Annotated in this window: 20 protein-coding genes; 6 read left to right on the forward strand and 14 right to left on the reverse strand. The window is 33.0% G+C overall.

The window, feature by feature from the left end; genetic code table 11:
* Nucleotides 1–222: 222 nt before the first annotated feature.
* Nucleotides 223–1,557: a glutamate--tRNA ligase gene (gltX, locus tag AB3210_RS04245; protein WP_052264733.1), complete on the forward strand. Its 1,335-nt coding sequence runs from the start codon at nucleotides 223–225 to the stop codon at nucleotides 1,555–1,557.
* Between the two features lie 231 nt (nucleotides 1,558–1,788).
* Here gltX and AB3210_RS04250 read toward each other — a convergent pair whose 3' ends face one another.
* From AB3210_RS04250 to AB3210_RS04280, 7 genes are all read right to left on the reverse strand, one after another.
* Nucleotides 1,789–2,196 (reverse strand): transposase, encoded by a 408-nt coding sequence (locus AB3210_RS04250; protein ID WP_019236369.1) that lies wholly within the window; start codon nucleotides 2,194–2,196, stop codon nucleotides 1,789–1,791.
* Nucleotides 2,197–2,340: 144 nt separating this feature from the next.
* Entirely contained in the window at nucleotides 2,341–2,724 is a 384-nt protein-coding gene (locus AB3210_RS04255) for a transposase (RefSeq protein WP_012481752.1), read from the reverse strand.
* 142 nt (nucleotides 2,725–2,866) lie between these two features.
* Nucleotides 2,867–3,886 carry a DNA polymerase III subunit delta gene (holA, locus tag AB3210_RS04260; RefSeq protein ID WP_007302689.1) on the reverse strand — a complete coding sequence of 340 codons (1,020 nt, stop codon included), beginning with the start codon at nucleotides 3,884–3,886 and terminating at the stop codon, nucleotides 2,867–2,869.
* Nucleotides 3,887–3,891: 5 nt separating this feature from the next.
* Entirely contained in the window at nucleotides 3,892–4,074 is a 183-nt protein-coding gene (locus AB3210_RS04265) for a hypothetical protein (protein WP_007302688.1), read from the reverse strand.
* Between the two features lie 114 nt (nucleotides 4,075–4,188).
* Nucleotides 4,189–4,998, reverse strand: a complete 810-nt coding sequence (locus tag AB3210_RS04270) for a metal ABC transporter permease (protein WP_052264732.1) — start codon at nucleotides 4,996–4,998, stop codon at nucleotides 4,189–4,191.
* Entirely contained in the window at nucleotides 4,992–5,339 is a 348-nt protein-coding gene (locus tag AB3210_RS04275) for an Mth938-like domain-containing protein (RefSeq protein WP_007302686.1), read from the reverse strand. The genes AB3210_RS04270 and AB3210_RS04275 overlap by 7 nt, the downstream gene beginning before the upstream one ends.
* Before the next feature lie 3 nt (nucleotides 5,340–5,342).
* Nucleotides 5,343–6,209, reverse strand: a complete 867-nt coding sequence (locus tag AB3210_RS04280) for a 4-(cytidine 5'-diphospho)-2-C-methyl-D-erythritol kinase (protein ID WP_007302685.1) — start codon at nucleotides 6,207–6,209, stop codon at nucleotides 5,343–5,345.
* 74 nt (nucleotides 6,210–6,283) lie between these two features.
* Between AB3210_RS04280 and AB3210_RS04285 the strand changes: the two genes are divergently transcribed.
* Nucleotides 6,284–9,553: a UvrD-helicase domain-containing protein gene (locus AB3210_RS04285; RefSeq protein WP_052264731.1), complete on the forward strand. Its 3,270-nt coding sequence runs from the start codon at nucleotides 6,284–6,286 to the stop codon at nucleotides 9,551–9,553.
* A gap of 59 nt (nucleotides 9,554–9,612) precedes the next feature.
* Here AB3210_RS04285 and AB3210_RS04290 read toward each other — a convergent pair whose 3' ends face one another.
* The 6 genes from AB3210_RS04290 to dnaG form a co-directional block, all read right to left on the reverse strand.
* Entirely contained in the window at nucleotides 9,613–10,014 is a 402-nt protein-coding gene (locus AB3210_RS04290; RefSeq protein ID WP_012481753.1) for a cytochrome c-type biogenesis protein CcmH, read from the reverse strand.
* Nucleotides 9,998–11,011 carry a hypothetical protein gene (locus tag AB3210_RS04295; RefSeq protein ID WP_007302682.1) on the reverse strand — a complete coding sequence of 338 codons (1,014 nt, stop codon included), beginning with the start codon at nucleotides 11,009–11,011 and terminating at the stop codon, nucleotides 9,998–10,000. The genes AB3210_RS04290 and AB3210_RS04295 overlap by 17 nt, the downstream gene beginning before the upstream one ends.
* Before the next feature lie 7 nt (nucleotides 11,012–11,018).
* Nucleotides 11,019–11,366, reverse strand: a complete 348-nt coding sequence (locus AB3210_RS04300) for a ferredoxin family 2Fe-2S iron-sulfur cluster binding protein (protein ID WP_007302681.1) — start codon at nucleotides 11,364–11,366, stop codon at nucleotides 11,019–11,021.
* 237 nt (nucleotides 11,367–11,603) lie between these two features.
* Entirely contained in the window at nucleotides 11,604–13,364 is a 1,761-nt protein-coding gene (locus AB3210_RS04305; RefSeq protein ID WP_319606735.1) for a DnaJ domain-containing protein, read from the reverse strand.
* A gap of 143 nt (nucleotides 13,365–13,507) precedes the next feature.
* Entirely contained in the window at nucleotides 13,508–14,806 is a 1,299-nt protein-coding gene (locus tag AB3210_RS04310; RefSeq protein ID WP_007302679.1) for a Na+/H+ antiporter NhaC family protein, read from the reverse strand.
* 98 nt (nucleotides 14,807–14,904) lie between these two features.
* A complete protein-coding gene (gene dnaG, locus AB3210_RS04315) occupies nucleotides 14,905–16,638 on the reverse strand; it encodes a DNA primase (RefSeq protein WP_019236374.1) in 1,734 nt (577 codons plus the stop codon).
* Between the two features lie 145 nt (nucleotides 16,639–16,783).
* On the opposite strand from dnaG, the gene ubiG reads away from it, so the two are divergent.
* From ubiG to tsaB, 3 genes are all read left to right on the forward strand, one after another.
* Nucleotides 16,784–17,950, forward strand: a complete 1,167-nt coding sequence (ubiG, locus tag AB3210_RS04320) for a bifunctional 2-polyprenyl-6-hydroxyphenol methylase/3-demethylubiquinol 3-O-methyltransferase UbiG (RefSeq protein ID WP_052264730.1) — start codon at nucleotides 16,784–16,786, stop codon at nucleotides 17,948–17,950.
* A gap of 107 nt (nucleotides 17,951–18,057) precedes the next feature.
* Nucleotides 18,058–19,188 (forward strand): cation:dicarboxylate symporter family transporter, encoded by a 1,131-nt coding sequence (locus AB3210_RS04325; protein WP_007302676.1) that lies wholly within the window; start codon nucleotides 18,058–18,060, stop codon nucleotides 19,186–19,188.
* Entirely contained in the window at nucleotides 19,188–19,793 is a 606-nt protein-coding gene (gene tsaB, locus AB3210_RS04330) for a tRNA (adenosine(37)-N6)-threonylcarbamoyltransferase complex dimerization subunit type 1 TsaB (protein ID WP_007302675.1), read from the forward strand. The genes AB3210_RS04325 and tsaB overlap by 1 nt, the downstream gene beginning before the upstream one ends.
* Here tsaB and AB3210_RS04335 read toward each other — a convergent pair.
* Nucleotides 19,763–20,347, reverse strand: coding sequence for a hypothetical protein (locus AB3210_RS04335; RefSeq protein ID WP_179943889.1), 585 nt, complete (start codon nucleotides 20,345–20,347; stop codon nucleotides 19,763–19,765). The genes tsaB and AB3210_RS04335 overlap by 31 nt on opposite strands.
* A gap of 235 nt (nucleotides 20,348–20,582) precedes the next feature.
* Here AB3210_RS04335 and AB3210_RS04340 point away from each other — a divergent pair, with 235 nt between their 5' ends.
* Complete coding sequence (locus AB3210_RS04340; RefSeq protein ID WP_007302673.1) at nucleotides 20,583–21,293, forward strand: class II aldolase/adducin family protein; 711 nt, start codon at nucleotides 20,583–20,585, stop codon at nucleotides 21,291–21,293.
* Nucleotides 21,294–21,378 lie beyond the last annotated feature (85 nt).

Below are 21,378 nucleotides of genomic sequence, written 5' to 3' on the forward strand. Positions count from 1 at the left end.
TTCTTATCATTTCAAATTTAATTTAATAACAAGTATACGTATAATATATTTAGAGTAAATAACTAAAGCCGTGCTTTCAGAGTATTTTAGGCAGATCATGGAACTCTAACAAAAAGGTTTCATGTTCGCTGTACTTTGTAGCAACTAACACCAAGACAAAGAAGAATCTTGCTTTAGCAGTACATTTATATAAAATTAAAATAAACTAAAGTAATCATTTAAATGCTAACAAGATTCGCTCCAAGCCCAACTGGCTACCTACATGTAGGAAACATACGCACTGCACTCATTTGTTGGATGTACACACGTAATCAAAATGGAAAATTTTTACTACGTTTTGATGATACTGATCTTGAGCGTTCAGATATCAAATATGTAGATAATATCATAGAAGACCTAAAATGGATTGGCATAAATTGGAATTCAAGTTTTAAGCAATCAGAGCGTTTTGAGCGCTATAACGAGGTGTTCTTACAGTTAATGAAAGAAGGTCATATTTATGCATGTTATGAAACAAGAGAAGAATTAGACACTAAACGAAAATTGCAATTAAAACAAGGTCTTCCCCCTGTTTACGATAAAGGTGCGTTGCTTTTAACTGAGCAAGAGAAAATTCGTTATGAGCAAGAAGGACGAAAACCACATTTCAGATTTAAATTGGATAGAAATAAAACTGTAAAATGGAATGATGAAGTTAAAGGCGAAATAAATATTGCAACAATTCATATCAGCGATCCTGTAGTAAAAAGAGAAGATGGAATTTATACGTACATGCTACCTTCTGTTATTGATGACATTGACTTTAATGTAACCCATGTTGTACGTGGGGAAGATCATGTAACTAATACCGCAGTTCAGATTCAAATGATTCAAGCATTAAAAGCGAAAATTCCTATCTTTGCCCACCTTCCCTTACTACACTTTGATGATAGCAAAATATCGAAACGGAAAGGCGGGCTGGATATTAAGTCCATAAGAGAAGATGAGATTGAATCAATGGCGCTAACTAGCTATTTAGCAAAGCTTGGAACATCTGATCCGATAGAAGCTTATATTGATATGCAGTCTTTAATTGACTCATTTGATATCAAAAAATTTAGTTCAGCATCTTTACAATTCAGCTTGAGTGAAATGTATAAGCTAAATAGCAAAGTGCTACAACAAATGCCATTTGAAATGGTGCAAGATCGTTTAAGTCAAATTGGCTCAGAGTTTTGGTATTTTATAAGGAGTAATATAGAAAAGTTTTCTGAAGTGGCCAAATGGTGGAAAATATGCAAATTTGGTATAGAACCTGTGGTTCTTAATAAAGAGTTTATAAAAATAGCGCTAAGCACATTACCTCAAGGTGATTGTAATGAAAACACATTATCAGAGTGGGTTAAAAATATTCGACAGACAATTGATATAAAGGCAAAAGATCTATTTATGCAGTTGCGCCTCGCTTTAACAGGAACAGAAACAGGTCCAGAACTCGCTAAATTATTAATTTTTATCGGTAGAGAGAGCATTATTGCAAGGTTAGAAGAAAGCCAAAGAATTATACAAAAGGTTTAAATGCACCGAATGTATTTTGAATGACACCAATAAGCATTGTTCAGGAAATGTGAAAATATTAGATTTCTTGTCATTCCAGTTTCTGCTCCTGTCATTCAAGTAGCTAACACTGGAATCCATAATCTCGCCAAAACGTTGTATTTTAAAATAACTTCTATACATATCCCATATTTCTGGATCCCAGTGGGCTTTGTTGCATAACACTTCATGTAGTGGTGATTTACGACAAATTCATGTAACTATTTCAAATTTAGCCATACCAAAATCAGTAAATTTGTTAAGCAAATAACACTTGAGTAGCAGTTCCTTTTCACGATTAACCTCAGATTTGTTACGAAAATTAAATCCGAATATTTGTTTCAGTCGCGAGAAAAAACTTTCTATATAAGATCTTTTTCCGTAGTTTATTTGCCTTTTCCACATCTTTATATTATCTTTATCATATGACTTTATTAGTCTAATTGCAGCATTTCTCTCTGCCATATAGTCTAACTTTGGATGCTCTACTGCATTATTTTGCAGAGGAATTTTTGTCTTTATCCCAAGTTCATTGCACAATTTATATAATTTCTTTCGGTTATATGCCCTATCTCCATACAGTGTGCTTATATTGAGCTTCAACTCTTTCAATAAGATCACAGGTTCCGTAATGATCAGAATAAACTCCTCTACTATATTTTGCAGCTATGACTTTTTTGCTACCTATCTCCAGCATTACATGCAGCTTTCTTACCTGTTTATAACTGCGATACTTCGCTATTTTCCTTACTGTGACCAGGGGTATTATCTGATACTTGTACTATCTATGGCAATTTCAATACCTTCCGTATCATTTTTGTTAACTCTACAGTCACTGATCTTAATATTGAGTTTTCTAAACCTCCTTGAAGCTTGTGAATAGCTGATAATCTGCAAATTTTTTCCTATTTGCTGCAAATACCCTTCTATAAACCCTACCGTTTGTCTTAAGCCAATTCTAAAGAGATTAGCGACTATATGCACTAAAATCACAACTTTATCGCTATAAATATAGTTGCCACCAGCCATTTTTGGACCTTTTTCGTACCAATTCTCAATTGCTTCATTAATAAAATGAAAAATATTTCCCCTCTCTTGGAGAAATTTGTTATATTCATGGCAGTTACTGACTCTCATTTTTTGTGACATATTTTTCTTTCGTAGGTTAAATGCTTGTCTTATAGTGAATTTTGTCAGTAACTGCTAGCTCTTTTTACTTGAGTGATGCAACAAAGCCATCCCAGTGTCAGCTACTTTCATGACAACATTTAGTTGTTTTTTCTCGTCTACCTTATTTTACTACTCTGCTGAACGAATAACACCAATAGTTAATCTCATGCTGAAAGATCATTTTATGGTCCAAGTCAGTTCTTTTACAAGTCACTTCCAAGCTCATCAAATTTTCTAAGATCTTCTTAAGTTCTGAAAGTTGCAAACTTTTCAAATGAGATTTAAAACTCTGCAATTGTTTGAAGAACAATGGAGGACTCAGCTGGTCAATTGCAGCTTGTTCATTCATTCCATTTTGTATTAACAGCAAAACGCTTTCTAGCCGTAGAAAATAATTTGATATAATACGGATTAATGCTATCGGTGAAAAATTCTCTTGTAATATCAATACATCGGAAATTTTGATGAATTGTCCCATGTCTTTACTCACTATTGCAGAGCACAGATTATCAAGTGTAACATAATCATTGCCGGAGGTTGAAAAGCATAGATCTATATCAGCAAGTTTAAGATCTTTTCTTTTTCCTAGATATAAAACTAATTTTTCAAGCTCTGAATATATAGGCAGTTTGCTATGATTAAAATAAGACTGCAAGTGGTAGATTATCTCACTTGTGCACTCTATATCATTTTGTTTCAAGTAACTTGATATAATATCACAAAGATTACTACCGCTGTCCTTATAGCAGGTAATGACACCGAAAATTTTTGAGCTTTCCATATAACTTTTAGTTGTAGAACTATATGGAAGATCATTTGCTATCATTACTATATAATGATCGCCTATATTATGATCCAATATGTTTCTTAACTCTTTAGATATACTTCCACTGACATTTATCAGCTTAACTAACCTTTTTTTAGTAAACATCGAAATGTTTGCCAACTCGGAAAATAACAAGCCAGGCGACTTATTCACTACTGCAAAATCCATCACCTGAACTGAATACTCATTCAAGTTGGCAATTATTTCCTGTACAAAAATATCGACCTTACTATTGTCACTCCCATGAATTAATACACCACTTAAAGTATCGGGTTTCTCAAGGAATTTTTTAACTTTAGATGGCGTGATTCTCATGCCATCTATATTATATTATCACTATTTGGTGGTACATCATTTGATTGCACATCAGTTTCCAACAATTCTGAGCTTTCTTGATTTGCTGTATTCTGCATATCATCAGACACTTCTTTCTTTCCCGTAACATAATTATAAAAATTTTTTATAGGCTGTCCTATATATCTAGAAAAAAATCCTTCGGCCATATCTTTCACTCCACAAATTAACAATTAGCACATAAAAACAACGTAGCAAAAACTACTTTACGCTCAGATAGTTACACTCATTTGTTAATGAATTATGAACTTCCGAGACCAAAATTAAGTCAATCTACTTAACACCAATCTTATAAAATAAGCAATGATTAAATACACAGCTGCGATAAGTATAATTGCAGGTCCAGTTAATAAGTCAAAACTTGCAGATAATATCAAACCTGATACTCCAGAAATCACAGAAAAAACTGTTGCAACAATAATCATTTGCATTGGAGTTTTTGAAATGAGTCTTGCTGATGCAGCAGGTATTAACAAAAATGCAGCAATGAGTAATATTCCTATTAATTGAGCAGAAATTGCAATAAAGATAGCGAGTATAATCAAAAATTCTAGCCTAACAAAATTAACATTTACTTTCTCAACTGTTGCCAAATCTTGATTAATCGAAATCATCAGCCAATAGCGCCATCTAAATATTAATATCAAAGTAACTATTACGGAGGTTAGAAAAATTGATATTATATTACTTTGGTCAATCATTAATATGTCACCAAAAAGTGAGCTAATAATACTATTATTACCTGATGGAAGAAAAGACATAAGTATTAAACTCGATGATAAAACTACATTGGTAACTATGTTCAATATCGTATCAGCAGAGTATAATTTATTAAAATTAAGAGAAAGTAGTATAGCAAACATAATTGCAATGAGCATTATACTTACCGATGGGCTGATATTAAAGATCAAAGCAAGTGCAATACCAAGCAATGAAGAATGGGACAAACTATCACCCAAATACGATAACCTTTGCCATATCATAAATGACCCTAGAGCTCCTGTGACTAGGCTAATCATAATTACCGCAATTAGACTGTTTATAAAAAAACTCTGTGTAAATATCTCTAACATGCTATCAGATAACTGACAACAAATCTATCTTCAGATATTAAAACGTTATGGGTTCTGCATGCAGAACCCGTCGTCATAAATTCAAAATTTAAATTCTTTTGCTCCATAAGATAAGACTTCATTGAACAATCGCGTATCTTACCAGTACCTATTATCAAAATCTCTATTTCCTCTGTTAAAAAAGATTTAAAATACTCCTTGTTATTTATATCACTTTCTTTCAATTCAATCACCTTTTCAGGAAAAATTATAATTGAGCCATGATATTCTTGATTATTTACCCAAAATCTTTCTTCCCTGTAACCATCTATAAGATTTTTCTTCTTGGAAATTAAGGGCATAAATCAAACCATTAATTCCGTGTCGCACACCCACCATTCTGGATATTCCTTTTTGATATTTGCCGCTGCAGCTTTTGCACTTTCTTCACTATCAAACATTCCAAAACACCCTACACCACTACCTGACATACGAGAAAGTATAGAGCCTTCTTGTGACTCTAGTGTTGATATTACATTCTGAATTTCAGGTACAAGACTTATTGCTGCTTCTTGCAGGTCATTTTTTGTCTCTTTAAGAAGCTCTAACAAATTCTCCTCAGTGTTATCACTCCACTTAATTGGCTGAGAGAAATCCTCTTTATACTTGGAAAATACTTCTGATGTATTCAAAAACTTTTTTTTCGGTTTCACAAGTACCAGACTTGTGGGTAAAGAGCATTGTTTAATGGGGCATAATTCCTCACCAACACCTCTGACAAAAACTGGCTTACTATCTATACTTGCAGGTACATCAGCACCAACGCTTAAAGCTATATCATTTAAAAATTGCCTATCAATGTTCCAAAGCTCTCCCAGCATGCGTATCACAGCTCCAGCATCTGAGGAACCACTACCAAATCCCGCAGCAATTGGTACATTTTTTACAACCTTCACAGTGACTTTAGTGCGTACAGGAGCATGCCTAAGCAGTAGACTCACTGCTCTCGTTATAGTATTATATCGATAATTTATTCTAAACTCAGAATTTACAAATTCAACTGTAGAGTTATCATATCTAAAGTTTTTTTCTCCTACTTTTATCTCTAAAAAATTAGAAAGTTTAGCAAAGACAACCAAACTTTCAATTAAATGATACCCTCTTTCTTCTCTATTTATAATATGTAAAAAAAGATTGATCTTTGCAGGAGCCTTTACACAAAAACTTTCCATCTGTATATCTTCACTAACACTATCTTATTTACTATACTTGAAATGCCACTTCAGTCAAACTTTATACACTCCTAATGAGATCAAATGCCATAAATCCTAACTTCTCTGTATGGGTAAGTGCATCAGCTGGTACAGGTAAAACAAAGATCTTAATAGACAGAGTATTAAGACTTCTATTAGAGAATAAGAGAAATATTCTCTGCTTAACATTCACCAATGCTGCAGCAAATGAAATGGAGGATCGCATTTACAGTACACTTAGTAAGTGGGCAATATATCCAGAGGGTATATTGGTCGCAGATTTAGAACAATTAGCCCAGTGTGTAACCAGAGAAAATAAAGATTATTTAACAAGAGCAAGAAGGCTTTTTTCTGAACTGGAAAATCTTGGTCTTAATATTCAAACTATACACGCCTTTTGTTACAAATTAATCTCCAGCTTTCCTACAGAAGCTGGTATCGCTCCAAATTGTACGTTGAGCGAATGTAAAGAATTGCATTCCATCATATTTGAAAAAACGCTTCATAATGAAACTGTGCAGGACGATATAAATATCATTGCAGCTGAATTTGATGAAAACAAGCTGAGTGATTTGCTCTATACCTTATGTATAAAGAGATCAGCTCTAGAAAATAATTTAGGGTATATCAAAGATAAACTAAGTGCCCCAGATAAGATTCACGATTTACAGAGTGAAACGATTGAGCAGATAAAAAGATTAGCTAAAATATTAAGTGAGGGCAGCAAAAGAGATCAGAGTTACAGTGCGATACTTTATGATTGGTGTAATAGCAGAAAATCGTCCGTACCAAATGTTGTCATCCCAGTGCTTGACACTGGGACCCAAAAAAAAAGAAATATGGATCCCAGTGTCAGCTACTTGGATGACAACAAGATAGAGAACTTAGCTAAAGTATTTCTCAAATCAGAATCGTACGAAAAAAAGAGCATATCATCCATTATAACAAAGGGTGCTTTGGAAAAATTTGAAGACGTAGAGCAAATGATAGAAAGCATTCAAAATGCATTGTTTACCCATGTAAAGGACATAAATTCTTATCAAATATTCGGAAGAACCAGTAGTTTACTTAGTATATTTAAAGTATATGTTGATCTATATAATAGTGAAAAATCAAAGAATGCACTGCTTGATTATGATGATATCATCAATTTAGCAACAAATCTCCTTAGCAATCCAGGCTATAAAGATTGGATATTGTTTAATCTAGATCAAAAAATAGACCACATTCTTGTTGATGAGGCGCAAGACAATAGTATCAGTCAATGGAAAATTATAACAAATCTCTGCAATGAATTTTTTACCGGTGGTGACGAAAAGAGAACTTTATTCGTTGTTGGGGATGTAAAACAATCCATTTACAGATTTCAAGGAGCAAATCCCCATCTATTTAATTACATGCAGCAATATTTTCACACGAAAACCGGTGGCAGAGATTGGGTATCATGTCAACTTGAAAAGTCATTTCGCTCAACTCCAGAAGTTTTGATGCTTGTAGACAGAATATTTAACAATTTTCGTGAAGAAATATCTTTCAATGATAACAAGATAAAACATATTCCATATAGAGAAAACGATCAAGGATACATTGAAATTTGGCCGTTACTGCCAGGATATGAAGAGGAAGAGCAGCAAGCCTTACAAATTCATTTAACACAGAGGAAAGATTATGTAGTAAAGGATCGATTACTTGCTCAGGCAATAGCCCAAAGAATTCACAATTGGTTAAACGAAGGGCGGATTTTAGTCGCCAAAGATCGTCATATAGAACCAAGGGATATTATGATTTTGGTACGGCAGCGAAATGTGTTAGTTGATTACATAATAAGTGAACTAAAAAAAGTAAATGTACCAGTTATAGGCCGAGATTATTTTAGAATTATGGATTACATAGCTGTGCAGGACTTAATAGCTTTAGCTGAATTTTTGCTCCTCCAGGCAAATGATCTTGCTCTTGCAAATGTTTTAAAATCACCGCTATTTAACTTCACTGAGGATGATTTATTCAATATTGCATACGATCGTAAAGAACAGTCGTTGTGGGAAAAACTTCAAGATTATCAGGAGATTATCTCTAATGAATTAAACTATCTAATTAATTTATCTCAGACAAAATCCCCCCTTACACTATTCACTCATATATTGCGCACAGGCAGGAAGAAATTTGCTGCAAGGCTAGGTCTTGAGTGCTTCGAGATTCTAGACGAATTTATGAACCTCGTATTGCAATTTGAGCACCCATCTCTTCAAGCATTTGTTCAGTGGATCAAAGAAAATAATCCTGAGATTAAAAACGATATGCAATCAAAACTCAATGCTGTACGAATAATGACAATTCATAAATCAAAAGGTCTACAAGCTCCAATAGTGTTTTTAGTTGACACAAATACGGTACCAAGAAACAGCGAAAATATTTTGTTTGATGCAACGGAAGCACCATTTTGGTGTGGCAAAAATAGTAATGCTTATTGTAATCAAGTAAAAAGAGAGAAAAAACTAGAGGATTATAACGAATATTTGCGTTTGCTGTACGTGGCACTTACGCGTGCTGAAGATGAGTTATACATTTTAGGCAAAGAGCCAGTGCAAAAGGGCTCTTGGTATGATCTAGTTATTCAATATGGAGCATTATATGAGAGGAAAAAACTATACTTACAGCCGATATTTAAAGAAAAAGTTGAAGTGCTATGCATGAATGCAAACTACCCTTCTATTTATAAAAAACGTGATTATTTTGATGTTCCAGTGATTTCACCTCCATCAAACCTATCAATGTCATTGCAGCACGTAACGCTGGAACCTGGAGAAAAAAAGCCAGTGTCAAGCACTGGGATGACAGATGAGAATGCTGGAATGACAAAAAGGAGCATTGGGACGACAGACAGCTATGCAAGAGGCTTAATAATTCACAGTATATTGCAATATATGCCCAAGATAGAGAAAGACAGGAGAAAAAATTGGGTTAGGAAATATCTTGATAGCATAAACACTAGTGAAGATAAGGATGAAATTTACAGCAAAATATTAACCTTTAATGAAAAATATGATTACCTGTTCGACTTGGAGGGCAAATCAGAAATTCCACTTAGTGGAACAATTGACGGAAAACCAGTATTAGTGCGGCTAGACAGACTGTGCATAACAGAAGACAAAGCAATCATAATTGACTATAAATCACACCATAACGTTTCTATTTCCTCATCAAATGAAATAAAAAAGCAAATGTTGATCTATAAAACCTTAGTGCAAGAAGTCTACCCAGATAAGCAGGTAGAGTGCGTGGTTATTTGGATGGAAGATTTAACCTTACAATCTTTGATCTAAACTCAAATGTTCGTATAGTAGCTACTTGCATTTGTTGTAAACTCACTTTTACTCTATAGTTATCTTTTTACTACTTTATCTATTTTCTGAACTGATTTTCGTACTAGAAAACATCCAATAAGAAGAATTATAAAAGGAGTAAACCATAAAATGTAGGTACTAGATTTTACAGGTGGTACAATGATAATTGAATCTCCATAAGAATTTTTTAACTCTGAAACTATTTGCTCGTTAGTATATCCATCACTGATCTTCTTGCGAATTGTCTTACGCACACCATATGCAACTTGAGACTCAGATTCGGATAATAATTCACCAGAGCATACTGGACACTTTATTACTGCAAATAAGCTACTTGCTCGCTCTTCCATGCTTTCGTCTCTTAGTTTATCATCCAAAGTAAAAGCATTTATGCTTAAATGGAATATCAATGTAAAAAGTAAGCTAATTACTATTCTCATTCTTGGTGAATTGAGTGATAAAATCAGTAGTGGATAATTTTCCAATAAAGCCTGAACCTACATTATTGTCGTACTTTATTGAAAATTGAATGTCGTTATTAGTGATTTTTTCTGATAAGGAAGATATTGATTTTTCCAATTTATCTGCAGTCTTTGAATCATTAGTCACAAACGAAATTAATTCTTTATAATTTGATATGGCTACATTGATTTTATCTTCAAATGAAGATGTAACTAAATTGTAATTACTTACTCCACCATTCGCAGCAATAGAAAAGTTATTACTCTCAATCAAAAATTTTTCTATGTTGAAATTAATCTTAGAAGCTGAAATATGGTTTACAAATTCATAATCTAATTTAGCGTCGACACTAAGGTAATTTTCAGGACTTGCAGTATGTTTATAACGGTAAGTATAAAAATCAAATTCTAGTTTAGTATTTTCATTCAGTTCTTTATCAAAGTGAAATTGAATGTAATTACTTTTATCATTCACTTCAGTTATAACACTTTGCTGATTTTCTAAAACATCACATTTTAATCCATAATCTTCGTAACGAAATGTATCTATATAGTCTATTACAGTGCTATTTCTGTTGAATTTTAATGAAGATAGTAAATCATTTAGTTTAACAACAAAGTGGCTACTCACGTGTGTGTGACACTTTATATTCTTTTTCTCATCACTACGGACAGCAATGTTTACTTTATTGCTTGGTATATAGATATATACTGACTTATCAAATAATCTGTTTTTTATCATTAAAGCTTCAGATGAAACAGTTAATTGCTCATTAGAAAATTTTGGATTCGTTACACGAAAAACTAGGTTAAAAGGAAACCCCTTAAAATCATGTGAAATATCAACTTTTTCGTCATTAATGTAATCAGTTAAAAGACTTTTTACCTTAAATGCAGAAAAATACCAAAAACCACTATAAGCTAGAGGAATAAACAAAGGTAAGGAGATGAGAATATAGATAAAAATTTTACGCATTATCCTCTTATTTATCTAATGATATATTTCTTGTACCTCTGGGCACGGTTACGCACAAACCGTCAATATCTTTTGTGATTTTTATTTGGCATCCAAGCCTCGATGTCTCTGTTAAACCGAAAGCTAGGTCCAGCATATCATTTTCCTCATCAGATATAGGGTTATGTGTTTCTACAACATCATAAAATTTTGAATCAACAATCACATGGCATGTAGAACAAGCAAGAGAGCCTTCACATGCACCTTCAAGCAGATCTGGATCACTTCTGTGGGCTAAATTAAGCAGAGTTTCTCCTTCTGCAGCTTCATAGCTTTTCTTACTTCCATCAGGTAAAATAAAAGTAACGGATGGCATACTATTAAAATCTCTATTAACTTTTCTATATTCTACAAATAATAACTATTATTTGCAAACTCTTTGAAATTCCATCGCCTATCTCTTGTAATCTGTATTCCTATCAAGAAAGTAAGATAGATACCACCAGCATCTCACAGAGTTGCAAGTATAGAATTTTCTTAGTTTTAGATTTTACTAAATATATTACTGAATTAACATTATTAAACTTGATCTGCCATTTCTTCTGATCTTAAGTTATAATTTTACTAATGCCATTTGATTAATTGCAACTTCAGCATTGCTATCTTTCAATAAATTTGCAGGACTATTACAATGGTATGTGATTGCAGCAACAACAAGACAACAAACTCCAATTCCTATCCCTAACGCTAACATTCCTGAGTAGACTGCAATAGCTACTTCTAAAGCAACTCCTACTACTGCTAACGTAGAAGCAACTATGATAGAAGTATTACGACACTTAATACGAAGCTCATTTAGTTTATCTAATGCAGGAGTACCATCTTTATATTTTAGCTCTCTTAGTACATCTTTATTTTCACATTTGTTAAACAACTTCCAAGCATAACTTAACCTTGACGCTTGACCATAAAACCCCTTCTCAACATATTCAACCAAGAGATCAAACGGAGTTTCACCTTGGTCATTGTTAACATCAAATCTCGCACCTGCACTCACAAGTGATTCAACTTTGCGAAGCATTGACGTATAGGGCTGTAAGTTTCTTAAAGCATGATGTAGAGGTGTATTCCCATTTTCATCCTGAAAATTATATTTCTTTCTATGTAAAAAGCAATCAAAAATCTCTTTTTTCCAATTGTGTTTAACAATACCTTCTAAAATAGTACTTGAAATCTTTATGTTATTTTCAACTAGAAGATCTAGAGCTTTTTTATGCTTATATCTAACAATAGTATCTACTAGTTCATTCAACGCAGAAGTACCTTCTAGCTTCTTTAGCTCATCGGTTTTACAACCACTAAGCACCACCGAAAGATTATTTAATTTTTCTACTACTTTTTCCTTACGAGAGAAGTATGTAGCATAATTGACCAAGAGATCAAATGGAGTTTCATCTTTGCTATTTTTAACATCAAGCCTTGCACCTTTACTAAGAAGTGACTTGACAAAACCTTGGTATTTCGATTTACCCAAATCCAACCATTTTAATGTATGATGTAAAGCTGTATTTCCTTCTTTATCTTTATAGTTGATATCTAATTTATCTAAGTACTTATTAAAAAAATAATCCAAAAACTCTTCAGATTGGTATTCATAAGCATAGCTTAAGATTTCATTTCGTGATATTTCTATCCTTCCTTCAAAGAGCTTGAAAAATGCCACACGATCGTACATAATAGCAATTTGCACTAGAAATGTAATGTCACCAGCATCAATTGTAACTTTCTTTATTATATCATCACACTCTTCATACTTATTTGACTGGATATGTAACAACAATCCCAGAATAGTTCTTACATATTCGGATTCAGTTGGTTCTTCAGTCTCTTTAGCTTTGCCCATCTTGCCTATTTCTTTTAAACTCTTCTTTAGCCTTTCTATTTTCTCTTCGATTAATTTTTGACTTTTCGAACAATACATAATATATATTTCATTAAAAAATTTTTCTCTTTTCTCTTCTTGTTTAAGTTTACTCATCTCTTCCCGCAACAACTCCAGTTCATCACTACAATCCCCATACTCATACTTTCCTCTATCGTACTGGCTTTTTTTTGTTGGGTCAGATAACACTTTGCGTGCTACTGATATTTCCTTGAACTTTGTCAATTTCTCTTCAAGTTGAGCCCGTTGATCTTCTTCCGACTGTGATAGTAGCCTTCCGTCCTTCTTCTTTCCTTCTAGCCTATCTAGCTCTTTCACTTCCTCAAGCAATTTATCTGGATGAAGCTTCAATGCTAATTTGCGATATGCTTTTTTTATCTCACCATGAGTAGCATCTCTTTTTACTCCTAATATTTCATAATAATCAGGCATTTTTTTCTCCACTATTTTGATACATTTTTTATAACATTAGTAATACTATGTCTTTAAAAGAATTGGTACTATATAAGTATTTTAGCAAAGATTATAATATTTGTTAATTTATCAACAAATTGAGTGAAAATTTAAAGAGTTGTTTATGGTAATTGAGGAGCTACAACCGCATGACGTCTGCCATTAATCACTATTTCACTTATTGCAACTGCTGCAAAAACAAAACAATAATATACTTTTGTTAGTACGATGATAGGTGACAGAGAGGCAATGCTGCTTGCTAGTAATACGTGAGAACCATAAGGTAAGATACTTTTTGTGATAGAAGTAAATATTTCTAATAAATACGCACTACGGTGTGGTGCAATGTTATATCTTTGTGCAAGTCTTTTCGCAATATTACTAGTTAATAAAATAGCAACAACATTGCTGGAAACTAAAATAGTAAACAGAGATGATATTCCCGCAATCATAAATTCAGCTTGAGTTTTTGTCATATTCACCTTATCGGTGAATATATCTATCTTTTTCTGACTGTATTCGTACATTAAGTGGCTTAATCCACTACTGAAGAGAATAAATATCATTACTTCATTCATCTTATAAAAACCCCTATATATGTCACGAGAATATTCAATAAGAGAATAATCAAAAAAAGCTATTCCTAATATCCCAGCAATAACCATATTAATAGCTAATGTTACTAGAGTGTTTATTTCAAATAAACCCATAATTATTAAAGATATATAAGGGATAATTTTGACTATGGATAAATAATTCAGACTTGAGATAGAAACAACTTCTGTACTATTTGAAATTATTACTAGATAAATAAGTATTATAAGACCTGTAACAGATCCTGTCTTGAAAGTGAGTTTTATTTTATCCTTTACTGAAGCTCCTTGTGAAGAAGTAGCAGCAATAGTAGTGTCAGATATCATTGAAAGGTTGCTGCCAAACATAGACCCACCTATCACAGCTCCAACACCCACTGCACAATCAAAAGCTCCATTTTGTGCTAAATTAACAGCTATTGGTGTTATAAGTGCAATAACTCCGATTGATGTGCCGATTGCACTTGAAATAAAAGTAGAAAGTAAAAACATTCCAGGAAGTAATAATCTTGCTGGAAGAAATCGAATAGTTAAGTTAGTAATAACATTTATACTACCAAGCGATTCAGTAACAGTAGAAAATGCTCCAGCAAATAGAAAAATCAAACATACGGTAAGAGTAGTTTTATTACCCATACCTTTTATAAGAGTATCAATACTATGTTGAATTTTGTTTTTATTGAATAGAACAGCAAAAAATAATGCTGGTAATAAGCAAACTAACGGTGAAATTTGATGAAGAGGATTACCAAGTCCGATAAAAGAAAAATAAATACCACTTCCAAGGTATAAGGCTAGAAAGATAATAAGAGGAAGAAATGAAAACACTTATCGTAGTTGAACAAACCAGAAATATACTAGAATAAGCTATTTTAAGCAAATACTAATACAGTGTTTTTCTAATAATTTTGAACATCTTAAGCCATCTACTTTTGAATAAATTCCATTTGCATTTCTTGTATACTATCCTCTATTTGCTTTATTTGTTCTATTAGCCTTTCCTCTAAGTCAAAATTACCGCCCAGCCTTGCTTTAATTTTTTCTTCTTGTAATACATTTAATTCTTTCCGTAATACTATGTTATTCCAGACAGTTTCTGCCGATCTCTTCTCACTTAATTGACTATTTAGTACGCTAGTTTTTTCAAATATAAACTTTATAACACTAGACTCCTGTAGCAGAATTTCTTTATTAAAGTTGCTCTCATTAGTTACCATATTAATTACGCACTGTTGTAATTTTTTCATCTCATTAGTAAATTCGAAATGAGAAAATTGCTCAAAAAATATAGGACGGTTCAAGATTTCAGGAAATTCTACGGCTATACGCAAAATTATGGCCTGATTTTGCTCTGCTTCAATTAGCTCTGGAGATTTATTGTAAAGATACTCACCTTTTGTTGCTTTGCTATTAAAAATCAGCTTTTTAAAGTTTCTTCTTAATTCACTGACCTTATTGTAAAAATAATCTCTATAATACCTTCTAATACTGCTGTTACCGATAGCATTGACATATTTCATGAACTTGTGCTCAAGAATTGAATATTTTTCCGGAGCAAATTTTTCATAATTTTGCAAATTGCTACCAATTATGTGATGCCATAAATATTCAGAGTGCAGTTCTGTTGAGTGGTTAAAAGCAGAGAGTACGTCTTCTGTCTTATATTCTAGCTCATTGCATATATCGTATGGGTCCTTATTGTTTGGCAAAGTTACGAACTTCAATGTGTATCCAGGCTCCAGTATCGGTAGAACAAGTTCTGCAATTCGAATAGCAGCATGACGTCCGGCACTATCGCCATCCATACAGATGGAAATTTCTTTAGCAAATTTCCATAGATTTTTTATCTGCTCTGCAGAAATTGCGGTACCAAGCGGAGCAACTGTATTGCTAATTCCCGCTTGATGTAGTGCTATTACATCCATATATCCTTCAACAACAAATAGATGCTGTTTTTTGCGTATTTCACTCAAAGCAAAGTTTAATCCATATAAATTTTCTCTTTTCTTAAAGAGCTGACTCTCTGGGCTGTTTAGATACTTCGGCTGTTGCTCAGAGTTCAGCGCACGTCCGCCAAAACCAATAACTTTGCCCGTGATGTTGTGTATAGGAAATATCAGCCGATCATAGAAATAATCACGAGAATTCTTATTTATTAACCCAACATCGATCAAAATCTCGTCTTTAATACCAGAGGAGTTCAAATATTCCTTCAAGCCAGAACTTGGTGCATAACCTATTCTAAATTTATCTATGATTTTGAGTGAGATCTTGCGCTGCCTTAAATAAGCCATAACACCTCGATTTTTCTGCGCGAACCAACTTGCAGCTAAATTCAGTGCTGAAAACAGTTTGTCATTTTCTTTAGCAAAGCTGAGGTTTTTGGGTAACTCAACACCTGCAACAGATGCCAAATTTTCCAACGCTTCCTTAAAACTTAAGCCCTCAGTTTGTGAAATAAATTCAAACGCATCACCATGAGCTGAGCAACCGAAACAGTAATATAAGCCCTTAACATTGCTGACCGAAAAAGATGGAGTTTTTTCGTTATGAAATGGGCAGAGTCCAACAAAACTATCTCCTCTTTTTATTAACCTAACTTTTTTTCCTACTATGTCGGACAACAATAATTTTGACTTTATAATATCTATATGATCCATTTTACCGAATGAGTAGTGGTAGGATAAAAATTATATAGAATTTATGCATATCTGACTCGAAATTTATTCAGAAAGATCAGGAGAGCTTGACAAAAAGCTCAAAATAAATTACCCATATAAATACCCTTAAGTTGCAATTTCTTATATGTCAGATGTGATATCAGTTGCTTCAGACCACGCAGGTTATGAACTAAAATCAGAAATAAAGGCTTACTTGGAAACTTTAGATTATACAGTGATAGACCGTGGCTGCACTGCTGAACAAAAGAGTGTAGACTACCCTGACTATGCTGCTGAAGTTGTAGAAGATATAACAAACAAAAAAGCAAATTATGGAATATTAATTTGCGGTACAGGTTTGGGCATGAGTACTGTGGCAAATCGTTTTGAAGGAATCTACGCTGCTTTATGTAATAGTGTTGAGATCGCAAAATTAGCTCGCGAGCATGGCAACGCGAATATACTTTGTCTTGGTGCAGGGTTTACTGCGAGTGGATTAGCAAAAGACATAGTCAAACAATTCCTCGAAACAGAATTTTCAAAAGAAAGTAGACATAAAGAACGCCTTGATAAACTTAGCAATATTAGCAAGAAAAAAACCACAAAAACTTATAACGAAGATGAAATATCAAAATTCGCTAAAATAGCAGGTGAATGGTGGAATGAGAATGGCAAATTCAAGCCATTGCACATGATGAATCCTGTGAGAGTATCATACATCGTTGAGAAAATAAAAGAATTAAAAAAATGCGATTTAAAAGAACTATCATTGCTCGATGTTGGTTGTGGTGGTGGCATTTTGTCAGAGTCAATGGCGCGTATTGGTATTAGCGTTGCAGGAATAGATGTATGTGAGGAAAACATAAAAGTGGCACAGTTGCATGCGAAGAAAGTAGGGTTAAATATAGAATACACACACACTAGCATTGAAGAGCTAAGCAATGACAAGAAGTATGACGTGGTTTTGTTGATGGAAGTGGTTGAACATGTCGATAATTTAGAGTTTTTCATGAAAAAAGCAATAGAGCTGTTGAAGCCAGAAGGGCTAATTTTTATATCGACGATAAATAGAACTATTAAATCCTTCTGTCTTGCAATAGTCGGCGCAGAGTACATATTAAACTGGCTGCCAAAAGGCACACATAATTGGAATAAATTTCTCAAGCCATCAGAAATTGCAAATCATCTAAGAGAGAACAATGTAACACTACAAGATATGACTGGTATGGAATATAATGTAATAAAGCGTGAATGGAACTTGACCAAAGGTGTGGATGTTAATTATATACTTTGTGGAAACGTTGTAATTTGAAATCTCATTCAAGTACTAGAAGGTAATGCAAATATTCTAGGCAGTTTTACTTTACTTAGCAGCTAATTTATCATATGTATTTCCATAGGGTATCGCTATATTAGAATATGTTACAATTACTAACCTTACTTGCTGTTATCACTTCGGTTGTATTCTTTGGTCATCTAGTTCCAATGGAAGTGAAAACCTTCTTGTATTCAATAAGCCTTAGTATAAAAGAGATCTTACTATTTATAATGCCTTTTATTGTTTTTGCATTAATCTTTAGTAGTGTTAACAATCTTAAGCAGTCGGCTATAAAGTTTATATTGTTACTTATTATAACGATTTTCTTGTCGAATCTAGCTTCAAGTTTAATAGCTTATTCTGTTGGGCATTTCATCACACAAAACACTTATTCAATACAAGATATAACATATGAAGAAACAATTGTTCCTTTATGGTCATTTAGGATACCTGCATTGCTTTCTAATTTTTATGCCCTTGCTTGTGGATTTGTGTTAAGCATATTAGTGTCCACAATATTACCAAAAAAAAGCAAAGAGCTCTCGAACAAAATGTTAGATTTAACTCTCTTTATTTTGAAGACATTTTTGACGCCAATTATTCCAATGTTTGTACTTGGTCTTGCTTTAAAAATGGAACATGATCAGGTTTTACCCATAATATTTAAGGATTACTCAATAATTTTTATTATTATATCATCTGCAACCTACCTTTATGTTTTTCTCTTATATGGAGCAGCAAATTCGTTCAAGATCACAAGCTGGATAGCTAGTATAGGTAATATGATACCAGCATTTATTACTGCAATGAGCACAATGTCTAGTAATGCAGCTATGCCGCTTACTCTTGAAGGAAGCAAAAAAAATGTAAAGCAGCATGATATAGCATCGTCTGTTGTGCCAATAACCGCTAGCTTTCATTTAGTAGGTGATTGCTTTTTTATTATAATACTATCAATGATAATGACTTTTGGTGGTGCATTGTCTGCAACAGACTATGTGACTTTCCTTCTCTACTTTCTGTTATTTAAATTTGCTATTGTTGCAGTTCCAGCGGGAGGTATTATGGTAATGTTGCCCGTTCTTGAGAAGTATCTTAAATTCTCCCCAGAGATGCTTTCATTAATTACAGCATTGTATATAGTGTTTGACCCAATAATAACTTCAGCAAATGTTATGGGTAACGGTGCGTTCACTATGATGTTTACAAAGCTCTATGATAAGCTTAAGTGATGTCCATTCTAGCAATTAATACTGTAGGTGCTGGTAGTTCAATAGCAGTAATTGATTACGATGGTAATTGTTTTGTAGAACGCAATTCTGCAAACAATAGTCATGCAGAATCATTTTTTCAAATACTGAATACTTTGTTTGATAAGCATAATTACAGCTACGATAAAATAGACCATTTAGCAGTGATAGTTGGACCAGGAAGTTTTACTGGAATCAGAGTTGGTATATCAACTGCACAAGGTATAAATCTTGCTACAAATAAGCCGTTATATGGGGTTAGTGCCCTGGAAGCTCAAGCATATGCAATATCGCTACTTTGTACAAATAGCAAAAAAAATATTAAAGCTATAATCGAAGATGATCAAAAGTTTTATACGCAGTTATTTGATTTCAATTTGTTACCGCTATCAAATCCTGCTGTAGTAAGTGAACTCCAGCCTGAAACGCACTGCATTACATATATGGATTGCAGTTTACCAAAGTTGGATGCTAGCCATGCAGGGCTATTAGTCCGTTATAGACTAAAAAATAAACAAAAATTAAATGGAGTTGAGGCTCTATATTTAAATGAGCCTCAGTATATGAAATCGTTGCCTATTGCGTAAACACTATTAATTTGGCCAAGTTTGTACATCTGACTTACTATTTCTTCTGCTACTTCTTTTATACTCATATTTGAATTTTCTACCTCTATAGCATTTTGTGGTACAAATAAATCTTCCTCCCTAAATTTAATACTATTTATATTAGTAACCTTCCTATTTTTTCTTTGCTTTTTTGATATAGTACGCTCTTGTAATATCAATGGATTGCACCTAAGTACTATAGGGAGGATTTTTGTGCTCATTTTTTTACTAAGTTCTACTACTGAGTTATATATTCTTATGTTGTAATCATTATTTTTAATTAATTCATCAACAAATATATAATTTTTTGAGTCAATAGGATAGGCTTCTATTGCCTGAAACATAACATGTGTAGTGTTATATATTCTATCTCGAGCTTCTTTGGAAGTTTGATTATATTCAAGTCCACTTACAATTACTGCATTTATCATACTAGATAATACTATTGCTGTAGAAAGTTTACCACTTCCTGGAAGAACAGTGATATATATGAAAAATTTTGTTAGCTGTTTTTTTATCTCAACGTTTATCATATTATTTTTAATATTAAAACCTACAATTATAATAACATAAAAACAAGGCTTTAAAACATATGAAACATTACATAAAAAGTCGCTTTTATAGTTAAAATACTATGTAATCTAGAAATGTAAACTCTAATCACCTAAGGCAAGTAAAAGTGCTTAGTATTTTAACGTAGGTTCACCTTTTAGTTTGTAATAAACTTTTTTTTACGTATAAATCTTTAGAAAATTTTAGTCAAGAGCTATGTTATTAACAAATAGTGAGTTGAAAAGAGACCTAGTTAACGCCTATCAAATTTTATCTTATCTTAAATTAGATGATCATACGTATACTCATCTCTCTGTACGTTCTGAAGATAAAAAGTCATTTTATGTTTATCCGTTTGGTATACGTTTTTATGAAGTAGATGAAAGTTCATTGATGAAAGTATCGTTTGATGGGAATATAATTGAAGGCAAAGAATATCAATATAATAAAACTGGCTATGTAATCCATGGCTTCATTTATCAAGCAAGGAAAGATATTCAAGCAATTTTTCATCTACATACACCTTCTATTGTAGCAGTTTCTTCTCTCAAGGATGGATTACTCCCAATAAGTCAGTGGGCGCTGCACTTTTATAATAAGGTATCTTACCATGATTATAATTCCCTGGCACTTGATGATACAGAAGGAAAAAGATTAATAGCTGATTTGAAAGAAAATTTTGTGATGTTAATGCGCAATCATGGATCTATAACATGTGGTCAGACTATACAAGAAGCAATGTTTTATACGTATCACTTAGAACAAGCTTGTAAAACTCAATGCCTGATGCTAGCAATGAATAGGGAGTTGTCAATTCCAAGTGAAGAAATTTGCTCAAAAGCCGTAAAGGATCTTCTGTCTTTCGAAAGCAATCTTGGTGAGAGAGATTGGCACGCATGGGTTAGGTTGATTAAAGGTAAGTTATAAAAGTTTCTGACTCTTCGATAGATATTAGATTTCTTGCATAACCAGCCAGTCTGAAATCCAATAATGGTTTCACACGCTGTAATTC

It is taken from the genome of Wolbachia endosymbiont (group B) of Scrobipalpa ocellatella, from assembly GCF_964188425.1.
GTDB lineage: Bacteria > Pseudomonadota > Alphaproteobacteria > Rickettsiales > Anaplasmataceae > Wolbachia.

What these genes read in the sequence shown, in the direction of transcription:
- holA (WP_007302689.1), bottom strand. Translation starts at nt 3,886, where the DNA reads ATGAGAATCACGCCATCTAAAGTTAAAAAATTCCTTGAGAAACCCGAT.
- dnaG (WP_019236374.1), bottom strand. Translation starts at nt 16,638, where the DNA reads ATGGATCATATAGATATTATAAAGTCAAAATTATTGTTGTCCGACATA.
- AB3210_RS04265 (WP_007302688.1), bottom strand. Translation starts at nt 4,074, where the DNA reads ATGGCCGAAGGATTTTTTTCTAGATATATAGGACAGCCTATAAAAAAT.
- tsaB (WP_007302675.1), top strand. Translation starts at nt 19,188, where the DNA reads ATGTCCATTCTAGCAATTAATACTGTAGGTGCTGGTAGTTCAATAGCA.
- AB3210_RS04325 (WP_007302676.1), top strand. Translation starts at nt 18,058, where the DNA reads ATGTTACAATTACTAACCTTACTTGCTGTTATCACTTCGGTTGTATTC.
- AB3210_RS04255 (WP_012481752.1), bottom strand. Translation starts at nt 2,724, where the DNA reads ATGTCACAAAAAATGAGAGTCAGTAACTGCCATGAATATAACAAATTT.
- AB3210_RS04285 (WP_052264731.1), top strand. Translation starts at nt 6,284, where the DNA reads ATGAGATCAAATGCCATAAATCCTAACTTCTCTGTATGGGTAAGTGCA.
- AB3210_RS04280 (WP_007302685.1), bottom strand. Translation starts at nt 6,209, where the DNA reads ATGGAAAGTTTTTGTGTAAAGGCTCCTGCAAAGATCAATCTTTTTTTA.
- AB3210_RS04340 (WP_007302673.1), top strand. Translation starts at nt 20,583, where the DNA reads ATGTTATTAACAAATAGTGAGTTGAAAAGAGACCTAGTTAACGCCTAT.
- AB3210_RS04290 (WP_012481753.1), bottom strand. Translation starts at nt 10,014, where the DNA reads ATGAGAATAGTAATTAGCTTACTTTTTACATTGATATTCCATTTAAGC.
- AB3210_RS04305 (WP_319606735.1), bottom strand. Translation starts at nt 13,364, where the DNA reads ATGCCTGATTATTATGAAATATTAGGAGTAAAAAGAGATGCTACTCAT.
- AB3210_RS04300 (WP_007302681.1), bottom strand. Translation starts at nt 11,366, where the DNA reads ATGCCATCCGTTACTTTTATTTTACCTGATGGAAGTAAGAAAAGCTAT.
- ubiG (WP_052264730.1), top strand. Translation starts at nt 16,784, where the DNA reads ATGTCAGATGTGATATCAGTTGCTTCAGACCACGCAGGTTATGAACTA.
- AB3210_RS04295 (WP_007302682.1), bottom strand. Translation starts at nt 11,011, where the DNA reads ATGCGTAAAATTTTTATCTATATTCTCATCTCCTTACCTTTGTTTATT.
- AB3210_RS04275 (WP_007302686.1), bottom strand. Translation starts at nt 5,339, where the DNA reads ATGCCCTTAATTTCCAAGAAGAAAAATCTTATAGATGGTTACAGGGAA.
- gltX (WP_052264733.1), top strand. Translation starts at nt 223, where the DNA reads ATGCTAACAAGATTCGCTCCAAGCCCAACTGGCTACCTACATGTAGGA.
- AB3210_RS04270 (WP_052264732.1), bottom strand. Translation starts at nt 4,998, where the DNA reads ATGTTAGAGATATTTACACAGAGTTTTTTTATAAACAGTCTAATTGCG.
- AB3210_RS04335 (WP_179943889.1), bottom strand. Translation starts at nt 20,347, where the DNA reads ATGATAAACGTTGAGATAAAAAAACAGCTAACAAAATTTTTCATATAT.